Origin of the sequence: Kribbella sp. CCNWLW201 (genome assembly GCF_037203805.1) — a bacterium.
GTDB lineage: Bacteria > Actinomycetota > Actinomycetes > Propionibacteriales > Kribbellaceae > Kribbella.
In genome coordinates this window covers 365244-388009 of record NZ_JBBCBQ010000007.1, presented here as the reverse complement: position 1 = coordinate 388009, position 22766 = coordinate 365244, and the positions used below count along the sequence as shown (strand labels likewise).

22 protein-coding genes are annotated in these 22766 nt (G+C 68.8%); 17 read left to right on the top strand and 5 right to left on the bottom strand.

The window, feature by feature from the left end:
• The first annotated feature begins 24 nt into the window (after positions 1 to 24).
• The 9 genes from V9K99_RS28025 to V9K99_RS27985 all read left to right on the top strand — a co-directional run bounded on the left by V9K99_RS28025 (position 25) and on the right by V9K99_RS27985 (position 8510).
• A complete protein-coding gene (locus tag V9K99_RS28025) occupies positions 25 to 357 on the top strand; it encodes a hypothetical protein (RefSeq protein ID WP_337006796.1) in 333 nt (110 codons plus the stop codon).
• A gap of 221 nt (positions 358 to 578) precedes the next feature.
• Complete coding sequence (locus V9K99_RS28020; protein ID WP_337006794.1) at positions 579 to 953, top strand: hypothetical protein; 375 nt, start codon at positions 579 to 581, stop codon at positions 951 to 953.
• Positions 954 to 1079: 126 nt separating this feature from the next.
• On the top strand, positions 1080 to 1394 hold the full coding sequence (mihF, locus tag V9K99_RS28015; protein ID WP_132320042.1) for an integration host factor, actinobacterial type: 315 nt from the start codon (positions 1080 to 1082) through the stop codon (positions 1392 to 1394).
• 71 nt (positions 1395 to 1465) lie between these two features.
• A complete protein-coding gene (gene gmk, locus V9K99_RS28010; RefSeq protein ID WP_337006967.1) occupies positions 1466 to 2077 on the top strand; it encodes a guanylate kinase in 612 nt (203 codons plus the stop codon).
• 2 nt (positions 2078 to 2079) lie between these two features.
• Positions 2080 to 2382 (top strand): DNA-directed RNA polymerase subunit omega, encoded by a 303-nt coding sequence (gene rpoZ, locus V9K99_RS28005; RefSeq protein ID WP_337006787.1) that lies wholly within the window; start codon positions 2080 to 2082, stop codon positions 2380 to 2382.
• Between the two features lie 36 nt (positions 2383 to 2418).
• Positions 2419 to 3729, top strand: a complete 1311-nt coding sequence (gene coaBC / locus V9K99_RS28000) for a bifunctional phosphopantothenoylcysteine decarboxylase/phosphopantothenate--cysteine ligase CoaBC (protein ID WP_337006785.1) — start codon at positions 2419 to 2421, stop codon at positions 3727 to 3729.
• 187 nt (positions 3730 to 3916) lie between these two features.
• Positions 3917 to 5032, top strand: coding sequence for a winged helix DNA-binding domain-containing protein (locus V9K99_RS27995; protein ID WP_337006783.1), 1116 nt, complete (start codon positions 3917 to 3919; stop codon positions 5030 to 5032).
• Positions 5033 to 5210: 178 nt separating this feature from the next.
• The gene (metK, locus tag V9K99_RS27990) at positions 5211 to 6404 is read left to right on the top strand and encodes a methionine adenosyltransferase (protein ID WP_337006781.1); all 1194 of its coding nucleotides are present in this window, start codon (positions 5211 to 5213) and stop codon (positions 6402 to 6404) included.
• 81 nt (positions 6405 to 6485) lie between these two features.
• Entirely contained in the window at positions 6486 to 8510 is a 2025-nt protein-coding gene (locus V9K99_RS27985; RefSeq protein ID WP_337006780.1) for a primosomal protein N', read from the top strand.
• On the opposite strand, the gene V9K99_RS27980 is transcribed toward V9K99_RS27985, so the two are convergent.
• Entirely contained in the window at positions 8507 to 9496 is a 990-nt protein-coding gene (locus V9K99_RS27980) for an ArsR/SmtB family transcription factor (protein ID WP_337006779.1), read from the bottom strand. The two genes, V9K99_RS27985 and V9K99_RS27980, sit on opposite strands and share 4 nt — an antisense overlap.
• A gap of 72 nt (positions 9497 to 9568) precedes the next feature.
• Here V9K99_RS27980 and V9K99_RS27975 point away from each other — a divergent pair, with 72 nt between their 5' ends.
• Positions 9569 to 10780, top strand: coding sequence for an MDR family MFS transporter (locus V9K99_RS27975; RefSeq protein WP_337006777.1), 1212 nt, complete (start codon positions 9569 to 9571; stop codon positions 10778 to 10780).
• Here V9K99_RS27975 and V9K99_RS27970 read toward each other — a convergent pair.
• Entirely contained in the window at positions 10713 to 12041 is a 1329-nt protein-coding gene (locus V9K99_RS27970; protein WP_337006775.1) for an MFS transporter, read from the bottom strand. The genes V9K99_RS27975 and V9K99_RS27970 overlap by 68 nt on opposite strands.
• 97 nt (positions 12042 to 12138) lie before the next feature.
• Here V9K99_RS27970 and V9K99_RS27965 point away from each other — a divergent pair, with 97 nt between their 5' ends.
• Together V9K99_RS27965 and V9K99_RS27960 are read left to right on the top strand one after the other, a co-directional pair.
• A complete protein-coding gene (locus V9K99_RS27965) occupies positions 12139 to 13137 on the top strand; it encodes an Lrp/AsnC family transcriptional regulator (RefSeq protein WP_337006774.1) in 999 nt (332 codons plus the stop codon).
• A 10-nt stretch (positions 13138 to 13147) separates the two neighbouring features.
• Positions 13148 to 13768: an HAD family hydrolase gene (locus V9K99_RS27960; protein ID WP_337006773.1), complete on the top strand. Its 621-nt coding sequence runs from the start codon at positions 13148 to 13150 to the stop codon at positions 13766 to 13768.
• On the opposite strand, the gene V9K99_RS27955 is transcribed toward V9K99_RS27960, so the two are convergent.
• Both V9K99_RS27955 and V9K99_RS27950 read right to left on the bottom strand, forming a co-directional pair.
• On the bottom strand, positions 13761 to 14888 hold the full coding sequence (locus V9K99_RS27955; RefSeq protein WP_337006772.1) for a hypothetical protein: 1128 nt from the start codon (positions 14886 to 14888) through the stop codon (positions 13761 to 13763). The genes V9K99_RS27960 and V9K99_RS27955 overlap by 8 nt on opposite strands.
• 4 nt (positions 14889 to 14892) lie before the next feature.
• Positions 14893 to 16164: a C39 family peptidase gene (locus V9K99_RS27950; RefSeq protein ID WP_337006771.1), complete on the bottom strand. Its 1272-nt coding sequence runs from the start codon at positions 16162 to 16164 to the stop codon at positions 14893 to 14895.
• Between the two features lie 161 nt (positions 16165 to 16325).
• On the opposite strand from V9K99_RS27950, the gene def reads away from it, so the two are divergent.
• The 4 genes from def to V9K99_RS27930 all read left to right on the top strand — a co-directional run bounded on the left by def (position 16326) and on the right by V9K99_RS27930 (position 20297).
• Entirely contained in the window at positions 16326 to 16874 is a 549-nt protein-coding gene (gene def, locus V9K99_RS27945; protein WP_337006770.1) for a peptide deformylase, read from the top strand.
• Positions 16871 to 17800, top strand: a complete 930-nt coding sequence (gene fmt, locus V9K99_RS27940) for a methionyl-tRNA formyltransferase (protein ID WP_337006768.1) — start codon at positions 16871 to 16873, stop codon at positions 17798 to 17800. The genes def and fmt overlap by 4 nt, the downstream gene beginning before the upstream one ends.
• 76 nt (positions 17801 to 17876) lie before the next feature.
• Positions 17877 to 19256 carry an RsmB/NOP family class I SAM-dependent RNA methyltransferase gene (locus V9K99_RS27935; protein ID WP_337006766.1) on the top strand — a complete coding sequence of 460 codons (1380 nt, stop codon included), beginning with the start codon at positions 17877 to 17879 and terminating at the stop codon, positions 19254 to 19256.
• A 54-nt stretch (positions 19257 to 19310) separates the two neighbouring features.
• Positions 19311 to 20297 (top strand): DMT family transporter, encoded by a 987-nt coding sequence (locus V9K99_RS27930; RefSeq protein WP_337006965.1) that lies wholly within the window; start codon positions 19311 to 19313, stop codon positions 20295 to 20297.
• A gap of 163 nt (positions 20298 to 20460) precedes the next feature.
• Here V9K99_RS27930 and V9K99_RS27925 read toward each other — a convergent pair whose 3' ends face one another.
• Entirely contained in the window at positions 20461 to 21414 is a 954-nt protein-coding gene (locus tag V9K99_RS27925) for a DMT family transporter (RefSeq protein ID WP_337006764.1), read from the bottom strand.
• Positions 21415 to 21542: 128 nt separating this feature from the next.
• On the opposite strand from V9K99_RS27925, the gene V9K99_RS27920 reads away from it, so the two are divergent.
• Positions 21543 to 22745 carry a cysteine desulfurase-like protein gene (locus tag V9K99_RS27920; protein ID WP_337006762.1) on the top strand — a complete coding sequence of 401 codons (1203 nt, stop codon included), beginning with the start codon at positions 21543 to 21545 and terminating at the stop codon, positions 22743 to 22745.
• The last annotated feature ends 21 nt before the right edge of the window (positions 22746 to 22766 follow it).

The following is a 22766-nucleotide window of genomic DNA, read 5'->3' as shown; positions in this document are numbered from 1 at the left end:
GCGGCCCTCGCGGCGGTAGTGACAATGAGCGTCGGTACGCTGACGGCGTGCTCGGGCGGCGACTACTGCGGCGAGCTGAAGAACTATGCCGAGGCGAGCAAGGGCCTCGACATCAAGGACGCCGACGCCGTCAACAAGATGCTCGGCGAGGCCAAGAAGGTGTCCAAGTCCGCGCCGGACGACCTGAAGGACGACTGGAAGATCATCATCGACTTCGCGGAGAAGGCCGCGGAGGCCAAGGGTGACACCGGCAAGCTGTCCGAGCTGTCGAAGAACGAGGCCGAGAAGGTCGCCCCGGCCGCCCAGGCGATCAGCAAGCAGGCCAAAGACACCTGCAAGCTCGACCTCGACGCCTGACCCGCACCGGGCCGTCCCCCACCGCGCGAACCCCCGAGCTGAGTGGGCATCCACTCAGCTCGGGGGTTGCCCACTGAGAATCCGAGGGGGCAACCCTCCAGCTCAGGGGGCAAGCCCGAACGGGAAAGTGGGCGTTTCGGATCTTTTGGTCACGAGCTGTAGCGTCGCAGACAGCACCACCCCCGAGGACCGACCTCTCCCGACCCCCGAGGATGAGAGCTGTGAAGCGCACACTCGCCGTCGCCGCGACCTTGATCGCCGGCACCGCCAGCCTGACCGCCTGCACCGAAGAGCAGGCCTACTGCGTCGACCTGGCCGGGTACGCCGCCGGCGCGGTCAACGTGGACCCGCAGAACCCGGCGGACTACACCAAGATCCTCGAGGACGCGAAGAAGCTGCAGGGCTCCGCGCCGGCCGAGGTGAAGGACGACTGGGGTGTCGTGGTCGCGTTCGCCGAGAAGGCCAAAGCAGCGGGCACGGACAGTGTCGAGTTGGCTCGCCTGAGCAAGCAGACCGGCAGTGTGATGACGGCGTACAAGACGATCACCACCCACGCGAAGGACTCCTGCAAGGTCGACGTCCCGCAGCTGAACTGAGACTTGAACGATCGATTCCCCTGCCTCGCGGGGCAGACTGCGCAACCTGCGCGGCTCCTGCGCCGTGACCTGCCCGAACCCGTGTTAGGTTCCCTTGCGAAGCCATACAACGGGACAGGTGAAACGGTGCCACTTCCTTCTTTGACCCCGGAGCAGCGAGCGGCGGCTCTGGACAAGGCCGCGGCGGCGCGGCGTGAACGAGCCGAGATCAAGAACCGGATCCGGCACTCGGGAGCGTCTCCGACGGAGGTGCTCCACGAGGGGCAGACCAACGACGTGATCGGCAAGATGCGGGTCAGTGCGCTGCTGCAGTGCATCCCTGGCGTGGGCAAGGTCCGCGCCCAGCAGATCATGGAACGCGCGGGGATCTCGGAGACGCGGCGGGTGCGCGGCCTCGGCTCGAACCAGATCGCCGCCCTCGAACGCGAATTCGCCGAGTGAGCCAGACCGAAACCCTGGCCGGCTCGTTGGACACTGGTGTGAACATGACCACGCACAGGACGGACGAGACGATGGCTCCGCGGCAGGACCCGCCACGCACCTCGGGCGGCGGGATCGCCCAGCTGACCGTGCTGGCCGGGCCGACCGCGGTCGGCAAGGGCACGGTGGCCGCGGACATTCGCGAGCGGTACCCGGACATCTGGATCTCGGTGTCGGCGACGACCCGCAAGCCCCGGCCGAACGAGGTGCACGGGGTGCACTACCTGTTCGTGTCCGACCAGGAGTTCGACCGGATGATCGCCGACGGCGAGCTGCTCGAGTGGGCCGTCGTCCACAAGGCAGCCCGGTACGGTACGCCGAAGCAGCCGGTGCTGGACAAGCTCGCCGAGGGCCGGCCGGCGCTGCTCGAGATCGACCTGCAGGGTGCCCGCCAGGTCCGCGAGACGATGCCGCAGGCGCAGTTCGTCTTCCTCGCCCCGCCGAGCTGGGACGAGCTGGTACGGCGTTTGGTCTTCCGCGGCACCGAGACGGCCGAGGAGCGGGAGCGCCGGCTGGAGACCGCGACGCTCGAACTGGCCGCCGAGAAGGAGTTCGACGTGACGATCGTGAACGCCTCGGTTCGGGAAGCCGCCGATCAGTTGGTAAAGTTGATCCGATCACCCCACATCCCTGGAAAGAGCTGAACTTGTCTGCCAAGGAACCAGTCGCCATCGGCATCACCTCCCCGCCGATCGACGACCTGCTCACCCACACCGACTCCAAGTACAAGCTGGTGCTGTACTCGGCCAAGCGGGCGCGGCAGATCAACGCGTACTACTCGCAGCTCGGCGAGGGCCTGCTGGAGTACGTCGGTCCGCTGGTCGAGACCCACGTCCAGGAGAAGCCGCTGTCGATCGCGATGCGCGAGATCAACGAGGGCGTGCTGACCTGCACCGACATCGACCCCGAGGCCGAGGCGGAAGCCGCTGCCGCGGAGAAGTCCGCCTAACTCAGTCGCGATGACGACCGGGAACGGGGTCAGCTGATGTCCGCAACCGGTGACCAGACCCCCGGAGCCATACATGGCCCGGGGGACTCTGTCGTTCCCGCGCAGACCGCTCAGTCGGCGCGCCCGAACGTCGTCCTCGGAGTCGGCGGCGGCATCGCGGCGTACAAGGTCTGTGATCTGCTGCGGCGGCTGACCGAGTCCGGGCACAGTGTGCGGGTGGTGCCGACCGCGGCGGCGCTGGAGTTCGTCGGCGCGGCGACCTGGGCAGCGCTGTCCGGACAGCCGGTGACGGCTGACCCGTTCGACGACGTGCACGAGGTCCCGCACGTCCGGATCGGCAAGGCGGCCGAGCTCGTTGTCGTCGCCCCGGCCACGGCCAACCTGATCGCCAAGGCCGCGCACGGTCTGGCCGACGACCTGCTGACGAACACGCTGCTCACGGCTCGCTGCCCGATCCTGTTCGCGGCCGCGATGCACACCGAGATGTGGGAGCACCCCGCCACCCAGGCGAACGTGGCCACGCTCCGGTCCCGCGGTATCACTGTCCTCGACCCCGCGGTCGGGCGCCTCACCGGCACCGACACCGGTCGCGGCCGGTTGCCCGAGCCGTCCGAGATCTTCGCGATCAGCCAGTTGATGCTCGCCGACGAGGCCGCCCGGGCCGCCGGGCAGGCGGTCGCCGACCTGACCGGCAAGCACGTCCTGATCAGCGCCGGCGGGACCCGCGAGCACCTCGACCCGGTCCGGTACCTCGGCAACTCCTCGTCCGGCAAGCAGGGCTACGCGCTGGCCCGGATCGCCGCCGCCCGGGGCGCCAAGGTGACCCTGGTCGCGGCCAACTCCGAGCTGCCCGACCCGGCCGGTGTCCAGGTCGTCCCGGTGACCAGCACCAGGGATCTGTACGACGAGATCACCGGCCGCGCGGGTGACGCGGACGCGATCGTGATGGCGGCGGCCCCGGCCGACTTCCGGCCGGCCGATGTGGCCGAGCACAAGATCAAGAAGACCTCCGACGGCTCGGTCCCAGCGGTCAACCTGGTGCAGAACCCGGACATCCTGCAGACGATCTCGCACGACCGCAACCGGTCCGGCCAGGTGATCGTCGGGTTCGCGGCCGAGACCGGCGACGCGGAGCACAGTGTGCTCGAGCTCGGCCGGGCCAAGCTGGAGCGCAAGGGCTGCGACCTGCTGGTGGTGAACGACGTCTCCGGCGGCAAGGTGTTCGGCAGCGACAACAACGAGGCCGTCATCCTCGACCGCGACGGCAACGCCCTCCCCGTCCCGTCGGGCTCCAAGGACGCCTTGGCGGGCGTGATCTGGAACTTGGTCGCCAGCCACTGGCCCTAACGCCCACTCCCAGCCCCAGCCTCCACCACCCCGCGCCGTGTCCCATTTGAGGGGTCAACCCCTCAACTGGTGGGTTGCGGACCCGTATTTTGGACACGCAACCCACAACCTCGGGGGTTGACCCCTGAAATGGTGCCGGGGGAGGAGCGGTCAATAGCTGACCGGTTCTGGCTTTAGCGTCGGAGCTATGGAGATCTCTTGGCGGTCGGTGGTTGCTCGCCGGATGCGGCGGCACCACCTGGCAGACAACCCGGCTGGCTCGGCGGCGGACGTCGTACGGGCGATGTGTGGGGCGCATGCGCAGGTGCTGTCGGCGGGGGAGGTGTCTGTCGCACTCCGGCTTGACGGTGCGACCAGGGAGACGGTCCAGCAGGCCGATGGGGTCGTGAAGTCGTTCGGGCCGCGTGGCACTGTTCATCTGCTTCCGCTCGAGGACCTGCCGATGTGGACCGGTGCGCTGTCGGCTCTGCCGCCCGGTCCGCCGCGGCCCGAGCCGATGCGGATGACGCCGGAGCAGACCGCTGAGGTGATCGCTGCCATCGGTGAGGCGCTCGCCGCAGACGACCTGACCGTCGACGAACTGACTGAGGAGGTCGTACGGCGGACAGGCTCATGGGCAGGTGATCCGGTCATGGAGGCCTTCCAGGGGAACTGGCCACGCTGGCGGCAGGTGATTCCGGACGCCGCCAACGCCGGTGTCCTCTGCTACGGACCGAATCGCGGCCGCAACACGACGTACTCGAACCCGCATCGCCTCAAGCCGTTCGAGCCGCTGCCTGCCGAGAAGGCGTTCACCGAACTCCTCCACAGCTACCTGTACTCGTACGGCCCGGCGACTCCGCAGCAGTTCGCCCGCTGGCTCAAGACCAGCCTCGGGTTCGTCAAGCCGTACTTCGATGGCCTGCCGCAGGTCGAGCTCGACGGCCAACCTGCCTGGTGCGCACCCGGAGACGACGAGTTCCCGGACGAGCCGGTCCGTGGTGTCAGGCTGCTGCCGTACTTCGACGCGTACGGCGTCGGCAGCTTCCCGAGAGAGCTGCTCTTCCCCGGCAAGGCGTTCACCCGGGCACTCGCGCGCGGTCAGGCCGGCAACTACCCGCTGCTGCTGGTCGACGGCGTGGTCGCCGGTGTGTGGCACCAGAAGAAATCCGGCCGGAAGCTGCAGGTCACCGTCGAGGCACTGACCTCACTCAGCCGCACCCGGCTGCGCCTGCTGGACGCCGAGGTGGACCGGTTGGCTGCCATCCTTGGCTGCACCCCTTCGCTCACCGTGGGCGACGTCTCGGTCGGTCCGCACGCCTGAAATCCACAGATTGTCCAGAATATGATCACAAGTCTCGGATAGTGGATGATTTCGGAGCGTCACCGGGACTCCGGTGGAAACTGCTGGCATACTCTCGAAGATGCATCGCCAACCGCCGGTGCATGGGGGGATCGCGCGGTCGAGGCCGCGCGGCACAAGAGGAATCCGAGGAGAACTTGTGGCGAGGCGCCTTTTCACGTCCGAGTCGGTGACCGAAGGTCATCCGGACAAGATCGCTGACCAGATCAGCGACTCCATCCTCGACGCGTTGCTGGCCGAGGACCCGAAGAGCCGCGTGGCGGTCGAGACCCTGGTCACCACCGGGCTGGTCGTCGTCGCGGGTGAGGTCACCACGACGGCGTACGTCGACATTCCGGGGATCGTGCGGGCACGCATCCTGGAGATCGGCTACGACTCGTCGCTGAAGGGGTTCGACGGCGCGTCCTGTGGTGTCACCGTGGCCATCGGCAGCCAGTCGCCGGACATCGCGCAGGGGGTCGACACGGCGTACGAGTCGCGCGCGGACGCGTCCCAGGACGTCCTGGACCTGCAGGGGGCAGGCGACCAGGGACTGATGTTCGGCTACGCGTCGAACGAGACGCCCGAGCTGATGCCGCTGCCGATCACCATCGCGCACCGGTTGTCCGCCCGGCTGTCCGAGGTCCGCAAGGACGGCACGATGGCCTACCTGCGGCCGGACGGCAAGACCCAGGTCACGGTCGAGTACGACGGTGACCGGGCGGTCCGGATCGACACCGTGGTGGTGTCCAGCCAGCACGCGGCCGACATCAGCCTGGACTCGATGCTGACCCCGGACATCAAGAAGCACGTGGTCGACCCGGTGCTCGAGCAGTTCGACATCGAGTCGGACGGCTACAAGCTGCTGGTGAACCCGACCGGGCGGTTCGAGGTCGGCGGCCCGATGGGCGACGCCGGGCTGACCGGCCGGAAGATCATCATCGACACGTACGGCGGGATGTCGCGGCACGGCGGTGGTGCGTTCTCCGGCAAGGACCCGTCCAAGGTGGACCGGTCGGCGGCGTACGCGATGCGCTGGGTGGCCAAGAACATCGTCGCCGCCGGGCTGGCGGACCGGGTCGAGTGCCAGGTCGCGTACGCGATCGGCAAGGCCGCGCCGGTCGGCTTCTACGTCGACACGTTCGGGACCGAGAAGGTGCCGGTGGACCAGATCAGCGACGCGGTCCGCGAGGTCTTCGACCTCCGGCCGGCCGCGATCATCCGGGACCTGGACCTGCTCCGGCCGATCTACGCCCAGACCGCGCGGAACGGCCACTTCGGCCGTACCGGCGAGAACTTCTCCTGGGAGCGGACCGACCGGGTCGAGGAGCTGAAGGCAGCCATCAACAAGTGATCGGCGCGCCCGGCTGTGGCTTGTCCACAGCCGGGCGCTGTCTTCGCCCGGACTGTCGCTCCTGAGGACTAGAGTTTCCCGGTGACATCGAACGGGGACTCAGCTGAGCAGCTGACGCTGTTGCGGGACACCGTTCGCAAGTCCCGGACGAAGGAACCGGCCGGGATCACGTCGACGTTGCCGGTGGCCCGGATCGCGGTCGACGTGTCGCTGCCGCACCTGGACCGCCCGTTCGACTACCTGGTCCCGGACGACGTGGCCGAGGCCGCGCAGCCGGGGGCGCGGGTCAAGGTGCGCTTCGCCGGCAAGGATCTGGACGGGTTCGTGCTGGAGCGGCTCGAGTCCTCCGAGCACGACGGCAAGCTGTCCCGGATCCGCAAGGTCGTCTCGCCCGAGCAGGTGCTGACGCCGGAGATCGCCGAACTGTGTCGCGCCGTCGCCGACCGGTACGCCGGGGTCTTCGCGGACGTCACGCGTCTCGCCGTCCCGCCGCGGCACGCGAAGGTCGAGGGTGAGCCGCTGCGCTGCGACCAGCCCGCGCCGCCACCGCTGTCCACCTCGCGCTCCGAATGGTCGGCGTACCCGCCGGGCTTCCTCGATGCGGTCGCTCGGTCGGAGTCGCCGCGCGCGATCTGGACCGCCGTACCGGGGGCTGATTGGGCGCTCGCGTTCGCGCAGGCCGCGGCGGTGTGTGCGGCGTCGGGTCGTGGTGCGTTGCTGCTCGTGCCGGATGCGCGTGATCTCGAGCGGTTGGCGGCGGCCTGTACGGCGGTGCTCGGTGGAGGAGGGTTCGTCACGCTGTCGGCGGATCTCGGGCCGACTGCTCGCTATCGGGCCTTCCTCGCGACGCTGCGTGGGTGTGCGCGGGTGGTGATCGGGACGCGGGCGGCCGCGTTCGCGCCGGTGGCGAATCTCGGGCTGGTCGCGGTGTGGGACGACGGCGACGACTCGTACGCCGAGCCGCGGGCGCCGTATCCGCATGCCCGGGAAGTCCTTCTGCTGCGGGCGTTTCGGCAGAACTGTGCCGCGTTGCTCGGTGGGTTCGCGCGATCGGTGGAGGATGCGGCGCTGCTGGAGTCCGGGTTCGCGGCCGAGTTGATCGCGGACCGGACGGTGATCCGGGCGGCGGCTCCGGCGGTGCACATCGCGGGGGAGTCGGACACCGATCTCGCGCGTGATCCCGGGGCGCGGGCGGCGCGGTTGCCGCATCGGGCGTTCGAGATCGCGCGGGAGGGGTTGCGGTCGGGGCCCGTGCTGGTGCAGGTGCCGCGGGCGGGCTATCTGCCGAGCCTCGTGTGTCAGACCTGCCGGGCTCCTTCGCGGTGTTCGACGTGCGGCGGGACGTTGCGTCGGACCGGGGGAGCCGGCCCGGCGAGTTGCAGCATCTGTGGCCGGCCGGCGACAGATCACCGGTGCCCGGAGTGTGGTGACACCCGGATGCGCGCTGCCGTGGTCGGCGCTCGTCGTACGGCGGAGGAGTTGGGGCGCGCGTTTCCTGGATTGGTCGTGCGTACGTCGGGGGGCGATAACGTCCTGGACGTCGTACCGGACAAGCCGGCCCTGATCGTCAGCACACCCGGTGCCGAGCCGGTTGCCGAAGGCGGCTACAGCGCCGCGCTCTTGCTCGACACCTGGCTGATGCTCGCTCGTCCTGACCTTCGTGCGCCGGAGGAGGCGGTACGACGGTGGTTCAATGCGGCCGCGTTGGTCCGCGCGAATGGGGCCGTCATCCTGGTCGGCGAACCGTCCGCGTTGCCGTTGCAGGCGGTCGTCCGCTGGAGTCCTGAGGGCTTCGCGGCCCGGGAGGTCGAGGAACGCCGGGCCGCTCGCCTGGCGCCGGCTGCGAAGCTGGCCGAGCTCACTGGTGCGTCCGAGGCTGTCACCGATTTGATCGCCCGGCTCAGGCAGTTGCTGCCGGCAACCGCTGGGTTGGAGGTGCTTGGCCCGGTGGACGTTGACGACGAGACGGTGCGAGCAGTTGTGCGGACGCCTCGAGCCGCCGGGTCGGTCCTTGCCCGCGCGTTGAAGGAGGCTCAGGCCGCCCGCAGTGCAAAGAAGAATCCCGGTTCGGTCCGAGTCCAGGTGGACCCGCCGAGCTTCGGTTAGGCCGTGGAAGCCAGAGGAGTGGCAGCGGTGAGCAGTTGGCTACCGAGCTCGGTGCGGTAGTAGAGCACGGCCCGGCCGTCGCGGCGTGAGTCGACCACGCCGGCGTTGCGCAGGATGCCGAGGTGCACGCTCAAGGTCGGCGCGGAGACCCCGAGTTGGTGGGCCAGATGGGTGGTCGACATCGGCAGATCGAGGTGACTCACGATCGCCGCGCGGGTCCGCCCGACCAGGTCGGCGAGCGGTGAATCCGTCGTGTCCTGGCGGTCCTCCCACAGACGCCCGAGACCCCGCGGCGGGTAGGTGATCGTCGGCACGTACGGCGCCGCCGTCACCCCGAGCGCGACCGGCCAGGCGAACACGCAGGGGACCAGCAGCACCCCTTGGCCGGCCATCGGCTCGCCGTCGCAGCAGAACGGCCGCTCGATCTCGATCCGGTCGCCGCTGAAGCGCAACGACGGATGCAGATTGCGGAACAGGCGCTCGATCCCGCCGCTCGCCAGCTCGTCCAGCCGGAAGGTCAGATCGTCTTGCAGCAGGGACCGCATCCGCCGCCAGTCCGGCTCGATGGCCCGCCGCCAGTACGTCTCCAGCGAGGCGGTGACCAGGTCGACGGCCTTGGCCGGATGAGCGATCAGATCCGGCAGCATCGGGTGCGGATTCTCGTGGTGCAGTTTGGTGATCTCGTCCACCACCAGGTGGTGCGGGGTGGCGGCGATGGTGGCCAGCCCGGACTCCAGACTGGTCGACCGCCGCGGCGGAGCCGGGGTGATGAAGTCGGGGATGTACCCGTCTGCCGGGATGAGCGCCTTGAGCAACGTCAGGTCCGGACCGTCGATGAACGGCCGGACCTTCTGCAACCACGGCCCGTGCACGCTGCGCGCGGTGTCGTTGCTCAACGCACGCACGCTGGTCACGGCCTCCCACACCGGCGACAGCGCGAACCGGATCCGGCCCACGTCACCGGCGTTCAACCTGATCGTGATCACCTCCCCACCCTAGCCGATTAGGCCTCTGCCTAATCGTCGACAATCGGACGGCCGCCGCCGAGTGTTGTCCTCATGAGTTCTGTCGCCGTTGCCGAGTCGCCCGCGCCCGCCCTGCCGCGGGCGTTCTGGGCGCTCTGGGTCTGCCAGCTGGTCAACCGCCTCGGCAGCTTCGTCCAGCCGTTCCTCGTCCTGTACCTGACCCAGGATCGTCACCTCTCGGCCGGTACGGCGGGTGCCGTCGCAGCTGCGGTCGGTGCCGGTTCGGTCGCGTCGCAGCTCGTCGGCGGCTGGCTGGCCGACCGCGTCGGTCGCCGCGTCACCATGCTGACGTGCTTCTTCGGCACCGCCGCCGCACTCATCCTGCTGGGCTCGGTCCGGTCGATGGCGATGATCTGGGCCGCGGCATTCGTGGTCGGTCTGCTCGGCGACCTGTTCCGTCCGGCGGTGTCGGCGACCGTGGCCGACATGCTGCAGCCGGGCGAGCGAGTCCGCGCGTACGGCCTGCTCTTCTGGGCGATCAACCTCGGCTTCTCCGTCTCGACCGTCAGCGCGGGTGTGCTGGCGTCGATCGGCTACGGCCTGCTCTTCTGGCTGAACGCCGGTACGTCGGTGATCGCCGGCCTGGTGATCTGGACGATGGTGCCGGAGAGCCGACCGGCCCTGGACGAGGGCACCTCGCGCCGACCGCTGCTGCCGGTCGCACTCCGGGACACCGTGTTCCTGTTGATGATCCTGCTCCAGATCGGCTACGCCACCATCTACTTCCAGGGCTACTCGACGTTGCCGCTGGCGATGGCGGATGACGGTCTCCCGTCGTCGACGTACGGGCTGGTGATCGCTCTCAACGGGGTGGTGATCGTGCTGGTCCAGCCGTTCCTCGGCAAGCGGCTGGCGAAGTTCGACCGGCCGAAGCTGCTGGCGGTGTCGATGCTGGTCGTCGGACTCGGGTTCGGACTCGGCGCGGTCGTCCACGACTGGTGGGGCTACGGGCTGTCGGTCGTCGTGTGGACGATCGGGGAGATCGGGTTCGCGGCGGTGATCGGCGCGGTGTTCGCGGACCTCGCTCCGGTCGACCTGCGCGGCGGGTATATGGGCATGTCCGGGATGTCTTTCGGGATCGGCACGGTGGTCGGGCCGCTGGCCGGGACGAACGCCCTCGAATACCTCGGCCCGACCGCGACCTGGGTCGGCTGCGCACTGCTGGGTGTGGTCATCTTCATCGGGCAGTTCGCGCTGGCGCCGGCGTTGCACGCTCGAGCCGCCGCGAACGCGGCGACCGCATGACGTGAGCTGTCGCGACCGTCGCTGCGATCACCGCGGTCGCGACCCAGAAGGATCGATCCGGTGTCGCCGGGTGGTGCAGGAAGGTCGTGCCCAGCCCGGCGACGCCGAGCGTCCCACCGAACTGCTGAACAGCGTTGAGCAACCCCGCCGCTGACCCGGTCTCCTGCGGCTGCACGCGGTGCAACGCCTCCGTGAAGAAGGCCGTCGTGAAGAGACCGACACCGGCTCCGCACACGGCCAGTGCGGGCAGCAACCAGACGTGAGCTCCTAGTACTCCGACGAGCAGCACGGCGAGGCCGACGTACATGAGTCGCGAACCGAACCGCGGGATCAGCCACCGCCCGGCGCACCAAGACGTGATCCCGGAGACGGCCGACCAGGGCAGCAGCGTGAGGCTGGACCGCATCACACCGTGGTGGAGCGTGAGTTGCTGATGCAGTACGACGACCAGCGTCAGCCCACTCATCACCGCGAAGAACAGCGTCGACGTGATCAACGCAGCACCGAAGCCGTGATTCCGGAACAGACTCAACTCGACGAGCCGGTTCTTCAACCGTGATTGCTGGAGGACCGTGAGGCCGAGGACGATGGCGCCGATCGGCAGCAGTATCCAGTCCCGCGACTGCAGGATCGGGTAGACGACGAGTCCCGTACCGGCAGCAAGTAAAGCGGTTCCGGCGAGGTCGAGGCCGGGTCGGCGAGGTGCACGCGACTCGGGCAAGAGGTGAGCCAGCGCCAGTACGCCGATGCCCTGCGGCACGTTGACCAGAAAGACGGCTCGCCACGAGCTGACCTCGGTGATGAAGCCGCCGAGCAGTGGACCGGAGATCCCCGCCAGACCCATCACCGGGCCGATGGTGCCCAGCGCCTTGGACAGCTCCGGCCCGTCGAAGCTGCTCTTGATCAAGCCGATCGTCTGCGGGATCACCAGTGCCGCCGCGGCTCCTTGGATCGCCCGGGCGCCGATCAGTACGGCGGCCTGGGTCGCCAGCGCGCAGATCGTCGAGGTCAGCACGAATCCAGCGACCCCGAGCTGGAACATCCGGCGCCGGCCGAAGCGGTCGCCGAGCCGGCCGCCGGTGATCAGCAGGGCCGCGAACGGCAGGGTGTACGCCGCGCTGAACCATTGGATGTCCGCCGCGCGCCCGCCCAGATCACCGTGGATCACAGGGGCAGCGACCTGCACGATCGTGGCGTCCAGCAAGTTCATCGCCTCGGCCACCAACAGGGCGATCAGCCCTACCCATCGCATCTTTGTCATATCCAGAACGATCGCGTCGGGTGGTCTGAGCTTCCATAAAGATCGTGCAAGCTGCAGAAATCTTCCATCCAAGCCGGGATCGCGCGATGATCTTCACATGCTGGACGAGATCGACCGGGGCCTGATCCACGCGCTGCAGCTGGACGGACGAGCGCCGTACAGCCGGATCGGCGAGGTGATCGGGGTGTCGACGCAGACCGTGGCGCGGCGGTTCAACCGGCTGCGGGCGGAGGCGGCTTTGCGGGTGGTCGGGCTGCCGGATCCGCAGGTCGCCGGTCGGTCGCTGTGGCTCGTTCGATTGACTGCGGCACCGCAGGCAGCGCAGGACCTCGCGGCGGCGCTCGCCCGCCGGCCCGACACGAGCTGGATCAAACTGGCGTCGGGTGGGACCGAGATCGTCTCGATCGTCCACACCACCCCAAGCGACGGGAACACCCTGCTCCTGCACGACATCCCGCGGACCTCCGGCATCACGTCGGTGTCGGCGCACCACCTCCTGCACATGTACGTCGGCGGTCCGACCGCCTGGCGTGGACGGGCCAAGAGCCTGACCCCCGCGCAGGAAGCGGCCCTCCGACCGATCCCCGCGGCCGGGGCCGCCGGCTCTGGACCGATCGCCGGTGCCGGACCCCACGCCGGTCGTGGGCCGGTTCGGGCGCTCGACGCGGGTGACGGGAAGCTTCTCGCCGCTCTCGGCAACGATGGGCGGGCCACCCTTGCGGATCTCGCCGTACGCACCGGCTGGTCGACTGCGACCGTCGCCCGGCGGCTCGACGAACTGCAGCACAGCGGTGCGATCTACTTCGACGTGGATGTCGACCCCGGCGCGCTCGGTTTCACCACCAGCGCGATGCTCTGGCTGTCCGTTCCGCCGGCGCACCTCGACGCGGTCGGACAGGCCCTGACCGAGCACGACGAACTCGGATTCGTCGCCGCCACCACCGGCCGTACCAATCTCGTCACCCAGGCGCTCTGCGCAAGCCCCGACGCCCTGCACACCTATCTGACCAAGCGACTCGGCGCCATCGAGCACATCACCGCTCTCGAGACCGTGCCGATTCTGCGGACCGTCAAGGCCGCGGCGCCGTTCGCATAGGGTTGCGGGCATGACGGAGCGGACGATCGACGTGGTGGTGTTCGACATCGGTGGGGTGCTGCTGGACTGGAGCCCCGACTATCTGTACGCCGACCTGATCCCGGACGAGCAGCAGCGGACCCGGTTCCTGACCGAGGTGACGACGCGGGAGTGGAACCACCAGCAGGACGCGGGCCGGTCGTGGGCGGAGGCGATCGCGGAGCTGACCGCGCTGCACCCCGAGCACGCCGAGTGGATCGAGGCGTACGACACCGGCTGGCTGAAGATGGTGAAGGGCTTGTTCGAGGACACCGTCGCGGTCGTCACCGAACTGCGGGAGCTGGGCATCCCGACGTACGCGCTGACCAACTTCTCGGCGGAGAAGTGGGAGGTCGCGAAGGAGACGTTCCCGATCCTGACCGGGTTCGACGGCGAGGTCGTGTCCGGTGTCGAGCAGACCACGAAGCCGGACGAGAAGATCTACCGCATCCTGCTGGAGCGGTTCGACCTGGACGCGGCCCGCACCTTCTACACCGACGACGTCCAACACAACGTCGACGGCGCCCGCACAGTCGGCCTCGACGCCGAACTCTTCACCGACGCGGCGTCCCTACGGAAGCACCTCCGCGCCCGCGGCCTCCCGCTCAAGTAGCTGGGGCGGAGAAGGTTTCGGTGTAGGCCGGGGTGGTTGCTAGCTGGGCTGCCTCGACGTAGAGGGTGTTGTCTTGGCAGGTGAGGGGAGTCAGCGCGGTGCCTGGTTTGCCGGTGTAGATGCGCTGTGGACGCTCGAGGCCGGGGCGCCAGCGGTTGATCTGGTAGGCCTCGTTGCCGTTGTCGACGGTCCTGGTTTCCCAGAGGATCCAGATGCCACAGGAGATGATCGTGTCGGTGACGATCACGCCGAGGGCGCGGGCGGGGGAGTCGGCGGACTCCCGGACGTACGCCTTGCTCTGATACTGGTCCGGATCGGACGCGCCGACCTCGGACCATACCGTTGCCCCGCGCAAGGAAGCGCCGCTCCACTGGATGCAGTTCGTTGCCGCTGGCACGGGTCGCGGTTGGCCGCCGGACAGCGCGGCGGTCAGGATGCGCTTGCAGCGTCGAGAGGTCTCCGGCGCGGTGATCTCGCTGAACGTCACCGTGTCCGCCGACACCACCGGATCGGCGACGTACCCGGGATTCGCCACGCAGGCGACGGTCCGCGACTCGAGCGTCGCGAGTTCGGCGATGATCAGGCAGGACCGGTTGCGGGCGTCGGTCGAGCTGTAGGCGAACGTGCCATCGGAGGCGCCGATCTCCGGCTCGGAGACCTTCGGTAGCTGCTTGCCCAGGTCCGTCGGCCGGCCGGTGGCCAGGTCGTAGCGGTACACCCGGATCTCCGGGTCCGGCCCCTCGGACCGGATGTCTTCGATCAGCGCCCATCGGTCGTCGATCACGACCGGCGACTGGGCGACGAACCCGGCCGGCGGGATGTGCCGGACGACGACCTTCTTGCTCGTCCGGTCGGTGATGGTCGTCGTACCCGCCTCGTCGCTGCCGCGGGTGACGAGGTACTTCCGCTGCTGGGTGACCAGGTGCAGCCCGTCGACCGGTTGCCGCATCATCTTGGTCCACACTGGCAGCGCCGTACCGGTGTCGGTGGGCGCTGACGGTGTGGGCGTCGTACTGCGGCTGGTCGGCGTACTGGATGGGCTACTGGTGCCGCTGTCCGTGGAGGAGCAGCCGGCGACGAGCAGCAGGACGGCGACGGCCGCCACGGGTGTACGACGCATGGTGTCAGAGGCCGATGTTCTGGAAGGAGTTGGCCAGGGTCGCGTTGAACAGGGCGGTCGCCGGGATGTTCTTCGGGCCGTCGGTGACGTTGCCGCGGCTGTTGAACCGGCGCTCGTTGAACACCTCGTAGATCGCGATCGTGCCCTTCGCCCGGTCGTATCCGCGGCCGACCTGGTAGTGGCCGCTGTGGTTGAAGGCCAGGTAGGGGAAGTAGCGCTTCAGCAGTTGGGTGTGCTCGATCACCGGCGCCGGTTGACCGTCGCCGAGGTGGTTCTGATGCACGGTGAAGAACTTCTGCGCGTTCCAGTGGCCGACGTTCTGGACGATGTAGGTCCCGGCCGCGAGGTCCCAGTTGGTCTTCAGGTTGGTCTGCTTGACCATCGCGGAGATGCCTGTGCCGGAGGTCGTCGTACCGAGATCCTTGGCCCAGGACGCCTGGGTGTCCCGCTGGTTGTCGTCGGCCCAGTCGATCGACTGGAACGTCGCCGGCCCACACCAGTACCCCTTCTCCTGCGAGGTCTGGAACCCCTTCATGATGTACGACGACGCCGGCAACTTCACCGGCGCGACGGGAGTCGGTGTGCTCGGGGTCGGCGTGGGCGTCGGCGTGCTAGGTGTCGGTGTGGTGCTCGGAGCCGGTGTGGTTGGAGTCGGCTTCGGTGCGGGAGTCTCGGTGGACGCGTCGAGCAGCCGGAGCGAGCGGGCTTTCTCGCGGCCGGCCCAGGCGTCCTGCATCTCGTCCAGTTCGGCGGTCAGGCGTGCGCTCTTCGGCATCGTCGTACGGTTCGCCACAAAGGCCTGCGGAGTGAGGTCGCCGGTCGGGATGTCCTGCTCGACGCCGACTTCACCATCGGCCCGCAGGCTCGGCGGTGCCATCATCTCCTGCTCCTGAGCGCCAGTCGGGAGCTGATCTACGAAGCCCAGCCCCAGGCAGTAGTTCTCGTCCTCGAGCTTGAAGCACCGCATCACCGACGAAGCCTGTGTCGAGGTGTCCGCGGCCCGCAGTTCGACGTTGTCGGGTGAGGTCTCGGTCACCTGCTTCGCCAGCTCGCTCCATGACCGGGCGGCCGGAGGCTCGGCGACGGGCCGGCTCGGCGTCTCGGTGGGCGTCGGGGTGACGATCGGCTCGGCTGAGGGGGTGGCGGCGGGGACCGCGGTGGTCGGTGTGCTGGACGTCGTACTGTCGCGCGGCTCGTAGGCGGCGGCGGTGAGGGGTGCCTGAGCAAGCAAGACACCCAGGAGGATCAGAGTTGCCCCCCGTGCTGCTGTGGGCATTGGGTCTCCCGTTGGGCGTGTGACGGTAGTGACTGTAGGTACGCCTGAGACCACAGTACGTGCTTGTGGCAACAATGTGGAGAGGCCTCCCGGCCGGGACCCACCGCCGCACCCAACTAGACTGACCACGTCCAGGTCCGTGGAACGCTGTGGAGAGTCTGTTGTCGGTCACACCCATCCGCCTGTTCGGCGACCCCATCCTGACCACCAAGGCTGAGCCGGTCGTCGACTTCGACGCCGAGTTGCGCCGCCTGGTCCAGGACCTCACCGACACCATGCAGGCTGCTCCCGGCTCGGGCCTGGCCGCGCCGCAGATCGGTGTCGGTCTGCGCGTCTTCACCTGGCACATCGACGGCGAGCTCGGCCACCTGGTCAACCCGGAGCTGACCCTGTCCGAGGACGAGCAGTTCGGCCCGGAGGGCTGTCTGTCCATCCCCGGCCTCACCTTCGATTGCCGCCGTGCCCAGTCGGTGATCGCCAAGGGCTTCAACATGTACGGCGACCAGATCGTGATCGAAGGATCCGACCTGCTGGCCCGCTGCATCCAGCACGAGACCGACCACCTGGACGGCGTCCTGTTCGTCGACCGCCTCGACACCGAGACCCGGAAACAGGCGATGAAGGCGATCCGTGAGGCGGACTGGTCCGGTCTCGGCGGCGTCCCGCAGGTGAAGGTGTCACCGCACTCGATGAATGGTTTTGGTCTGTGAGAGTCGTCTTCGCCGGTACGCCGGAACCCGCTGTCGCCGCACTGAAGGCGATCGTTGCCAGCCGCCACGAAGTGGTTGCCGTGGTCACCCGACCGGACGCGCCGGCCGGCCGTGGTCGCAAGCTGGTCGCGTCGCCGGTCGCTCAGCTCGCCGAGGAGCTCGGGATCGAGGTCCTCAAGCCGGTCAAGCCGAGTGACCCCGAGTTCCTGGCCCGGCTGACCGAGATCGCGCCGGACTGCTGCCCGGTCGTCGCGTACGGCGGATTGTTGCCGCAGGCAGCGTTGGACATCCCGGTGCACGGCTGGATCAACCTGCACTTCTCGGTGTTGCCGGCCTGGCGGGGTGCGGCGCCGGTGCAGCACTCGATCATCGCCGGTGACGACGTGACCGGGGCGAGCACGTTCCGGATCGTGAAGGCGCTCGACGCCGGCCCGGTGTACGGCGTACTGACCGAGCCGATCGGTCCCGAGGACACCGCCGGTGATCTGCTCACCCGGCTGGCCGAGTCCGGGGCCAAGTTGCTGGTCGACACCCTGGACGGGGTCGAGGCCGGCGTACTCGAGGCGCGGGAGCAGCCCACCGACGGTGTCACGCTGGCGCCGAAGATCAATGTCGAGGACGCCGAGCTGGACCTGAGTGCTCCGGCCCAGCGGGTGGATCGGCTGGTGCGCGGTTGCAACCCGGCGCCGGGCGCGTGGACGACGTTCCGCGGTGAGCGGTTGAAGGTGCTCGCCGTACGGCGGACCGACGAGGAGCTGAAGCCTGGTGAGCTTCAGGCCACCAAGTCGAGCGTGAAGATCGGCACCGGGAGCAAGGCGGTTGAGCTGGTGACGGTGCAGCCGCAGGGAAAGAAGCCGATGGCCGCGGCCGACTGGGCCCGCGGTGTTCGCCTCACCGATGAGGACCGCCTGGGACCGGCCACGTGAGCGAGCGTAGCGAGCGAACAATTTGCAGAGCAGTGTTGTCGCTCACGCCGGAGCCGAGCGCCAGCGAGGTGGAGGCGTGAGTGACCGTTCGCCTCGCAATAGGGCGCCGCAGCGGCGGCCGGATCGGGTTCGCCGGGTCGCCTATCAGGTCATCCGGCAGGTGACTTCCGAGGGTGGGTACGCGAACCTCGCGCTCAACAAGGCGCTCCGCGAGCAACGCCTCGGCGGCCGGGACGCCGCGTTCTGCACCGAACTCGTGCACGGCACACTGCGCTGGCAGGGCACGTACGACGCCTTCCTCGCACGCAACGTGTCACGCCCACTGGCCGACCTGGACCCGGAGCTCCTCGACCTGCTTCGCCTGGGCACACATCAGCTGCTGCGGATGCGGGTCGACTCGTACGCCGCCGTCAGTGAGATGGTCACGCTGACCCGCTCGGAGATCGGACAGAAGCGCAGCGGCCTGGTCAACGCCGTCCTTCGCAAGATCAGTCAACGCTCCCTCGAGCAGTGGATCGGCGCTGTCGCCCCGCCCGCCGACGAGGACCGCCTCGGCTACCTGGCGATCGCCAAAGCACACCCGCGCTGGGTCATCGAAGCGTTCGCGGAGGCCTTGGACGGCAAGGGTCTCGAGGAGTTGCTGGATGCCGACAACGAGCCGCCTCGGGTGATGTTGGTGGCTCGGCCTGGCCTGTCGGATGTGGACGAGCTGATCGAGGCCGGTGCTTCGCGGGCTCGGTGGTCGCCGTACGCCGCTGTGTTGCAGGGTGGCGGTGATCCCGGGCGGATCCACGCGGTGGCCACCGGTCGGGCCGGTGTTCAGGATGAAGGCTCGCAGCTGGTCGCGACCGCCCTGGCGACTGCACCGCTCGATGGTGAGGACACCAAGTGGCTCGACCTGTGCGCCGGGCCGGGCGGGAAGTCCGCTCTGCTCGCGGCGATCGTTCACCAGCGTGAAGGACAGCTGACGGCCATCGAGCCGCTCAAGCATCGCGCCGAACTCGTCCGCGCCAACCTGCGCGCGATCCCCGGCGACCACAAGGTCCTGGTCGGCGACGGCACCAAGCCGACCTGGCCGGCCGCTTCGTTCGACCGGGTGCTCGCGGACGTACCGTGCAGCGGTCTCGGCGCGCTTCGCCGTCGCCCGGAAGCTCGCTGGCGTCGTACGCCGGAAGACGTCGTGGATCTGCGTCCTCTGCAGGAGGACCTGCTCGACTCGGCGATCACCTCGACCCGGCCGGGCGGCGTGGTGGCCTACGTCACCTGCTCGCCGCATCCCGACGAGACCCGCGCCGTGGTGGACGCCGTACTCGGGAAGAGGGACGACGCACGTCTCGAGGACGCGCGGGACCTGTTCCCAGGCGTGCCTGATCTCGGAAACGGCCCGGACGTGCAGCTCTGGCCGCACCTGCACGGGACGGACGCGATGTATCTCGCGCTGATCAGGAAGTCATAGGCCGGACCTGCTGTCAGGTGCAATAGGCGCGACGGTCATGATAGACCGGTGACAATGACCGCCACCCGCCGCCCTGCCCGCTCGGACCGGCAGTACCAACTCGTCGGTCTGAGTGCAGCCTTCGGCATCGGGATGCTGGTCGCCATCCAGTCCCGCCTCAACGGCGAACTCGGCCATGTCCTCGCCGACGGTGTCGCGGCCGCGCTGATCTCGTTCGGCACCGGCCTGATGGTCCTGCTGATCGGTACGGCGCTGGTGCCGCAGATCCGCCGCTCACTTGGCAACGTCTGGCGGGCGATCCGGACCCCGATGCGCGGGTACGGCGGTCTGCGCTGGTGGCAGTGTCTCGGCGGACTGTCGGGTGCGTTCTTGGTCGCGACCCAGTCCGTCACCGTGTCCGTGATCGGGGTCGCCGTGTTCACGGTCGCGGTCGTGGCCGGGCAGGCGGTCAGCAGTCTGGTCGTCGATCGCCTCGGCTTCGGTCCGGCCGGTCCACAGCCGTACACCACGCTCCGCGTCGTCGGTGCGGTCATGGCGCTGGCGGCCGTCGTACTGGCGGTGTCCTCGCAACTGAGTCACCCGGGCGGCCTGCTGCTCGCCGTACTTCCCGCACTCGGCGGCATCGGTACGGCGGTCCAGCAAGCCATCAACGGGCGCGTCGCACGCACTGCCTCGCAGGATGCGTACGGCGCGGTCGCGGCCGGCGTGGTCAACTTCCTCGTCGGCTTCGGCGCACTGCTCGTGGTCTTCCTCGCCGACTTCACGATGCGGGGTGCGTCGCATCACCTGCCGAGCGAACCCTGGCTGTACCTCGGCGGCTCGTGCGGCGTGGTCTTCATCTGCGCGGCCGCGGCGGTCGTCCGGGTGGTGGGCGTGTTCGTGCTCGGGCTGGGGACGATCGCCGGTCAGCTGATCGCGAGCCTGTTCATCGACCTGTTCGTCCCCGCCGCCGACAAGGCCGTCACCTTCCCGGTCGTCGCCGGCACCGTGCTGGCCCTACTCGCCGTGGTCGTCGCCGCCCTCCCCAACCTCCGCCGCTGACACCCCCGCCACTGAAGCCACCGTGCATCCGCAGGCGGTGACGTGATCGAGTGAAAGAACTGTGCCGTCGACAAGCGCTCTCCGGACGCACGGAACTCACACTCGATCATCCCGAGCCCCTGGGTGAGCTTGGCGACTGAAGGCACCGTGGTTGGGGGAAGGGCTAGGTGGTTGCCGGTGCCTCTGTGGTGAGGATGGGCTTGCGCCTGAGGTTGCGTAGTAGGCCCTGCGAGACCGCGACGCCGAGCAGGACGATCAGTGCGCCGACCGGCTGGTACCAGGTGATGTGCTCGTGCAGCACGATCACGCCGACCAGGATCGAGAACACCGGCATCAGGTAGGTCACCATCGACGACCGGCTCGCGCCGATCAGCCGGATGTTGCGCAGACTGAGCACGAACGCGAGCCCGCTCCCGAGCGCGCCGAGTGCGATCACGCTGCCCAGCACCTCGATCGACAGCGACCACGGCACCGGCGGCGCCTCGCGGGTCACGATCGGCGCGACGATCGCGAGTTGCACCGTTGCGCAGATCAGCAGGCTCGCCGACAACGCCGTACCGGACAGGGTCGTGCCGGCGATGAAGCGCTTCTGGTACGGCACCGCGAAGCCGTAGCAGACGGCCGCGAGCATGCACAGCAGCTGACCGGTCAGGTCGGCGCCGCCCTGGACGTTCCAGGCGCCGAGTACGACGAGCATGCCGCCGAACCCGACCATCAGTCCGACCACCCGCTGCAGCGAGAACGTCTCGGTCCGGAAGATCAGCACCGCGATCGGCAGCACGACGAGTGGGGTGATGCCGTTCCAGATCCCCGCCAGGAGGGACGGAATCCGCTGCTCGCCGTACCCGAACAGCGTCCACGGGATCGCCGACCCGACCGCGCCGACCACGAACGAGTGCACCCACAACCGCGGCTCGCGAGGGAGTGACTCGCGCTTCACCGCCAGGATGATCACGAGGACCAGCGACCCGGCGACGACCCGCCCGAGGGCCAGGTAGAGCGGATGCAGTTCCCGTACGCCGACGGAGATGAACAGGAAGCTGCAACCCCAGATGGCCGCCAGGGCCAGCATGGTCGGAAGCCAGGCCTGCAGCGGGACCCGGTCAGTAGTCGTCACGGTGCTCACTCCTGACATCCTGCACTACCTCACCGACAACTTGTACAAATTTGCCCGTCATCGGGCAGCGCTCGTCGGAAATGGACAACCGGTGGCAGACGCGGTGGTACCGGGAGAGGATGACCGTCATGGGTGTCTTCGATGTCGTTGCTGTCCGGAAGCAGTTCCCCGCCCTCGACGAAGGGGCCGCGCACTTCGACGGTCCCGGCGGCTCGCAGACCCCGCAGGTGGTCGCCGATGCGGTCGCCGCGACGATGACGTCGGCGCTCGCCAACCGCGGCACGCTCACCGCCGCCGAGCGCCGAGCCGACGAGATCGTCGTGGCCGCGCGCGAGGCTGTGGCCGACCTGCTCGGAACCGACTCGCGCGGCATCGTGTTCGGCCGCAGCATGACCCAGCTGACGTACGACTTCTCCAGGACGCTCGCCAAGACCTGGGGGCCCGGCGACGAGGTCATCGTCAGCCGCCTCGACCACGACGCGAACGTCCGCCCGTGGGTGCAGGCCGCCGAGGCGGTCGGCGCGACGATCCGCTGGCTCAGCTTCGACACCGAGACGTCCGAGCTCGACGACATCGCGCCGCTCCTCAACGAGAACACTCGGCTCGTCGCGATCACCGGCGCCTCCAACCTGATCGGCACCCGGCCCGACACGGTCCGCATCGCCGGCCTCGTCCATCAGGCCGGGGCCCTGCTGTACGTCGATGGCGTCCACCTGACCGCGCATGCGCCGATCGACGCGTCGTACGCCGACTTCTACGTCTGCTCGCCGTACAAGTTCTTCGGTCCGCATCTCGGTGCGCTGACCGCTTCGCCGGAGCTCCTCGAGACCCTTCGGCCGGACAAGCTCGCACCGGCGACGGACGTCGTACCGGAGCGGTTCGAGCTGGGCACCCTGCCGTACGAGATGCTGGCCGGAACCACCGCGGCCGTTGACTTCCTGGCCGGTCTCGGCGGCTCCGGATCGACTCGGCGTGAGCGGCTGCAGAGTTCGTTGCAGCTCGTCGAGGAGTACGAGGACAACCTCCGGGAGGATCTGGAAGCCCGGTTGGCGGCGATCCCAGGCGTCACGCTCTACGGGCATGCGGCACGTCGTACGCCGACCCTGCTCTTCACCGTGGATGGCTGGACGCCGTCCGCGGTGGCGGAGCGTCTGGCGGCGGTCAACGTGAACGCGCCGGCCGGGTCGTTCTACGCCTACGAGCCGGCCCGGCACCTCGGCCTGGGCGCCGCCGGAGCCGTCCGCGTCGGGCTCGCGCCGTACACGGACCAGTCGGATGTCGACCGTCTCGTCGACGCCGTGAGCAGTCTTGACGGTTCTTCTGACCACTAACTAAAGTCCGTGGGGTAATTC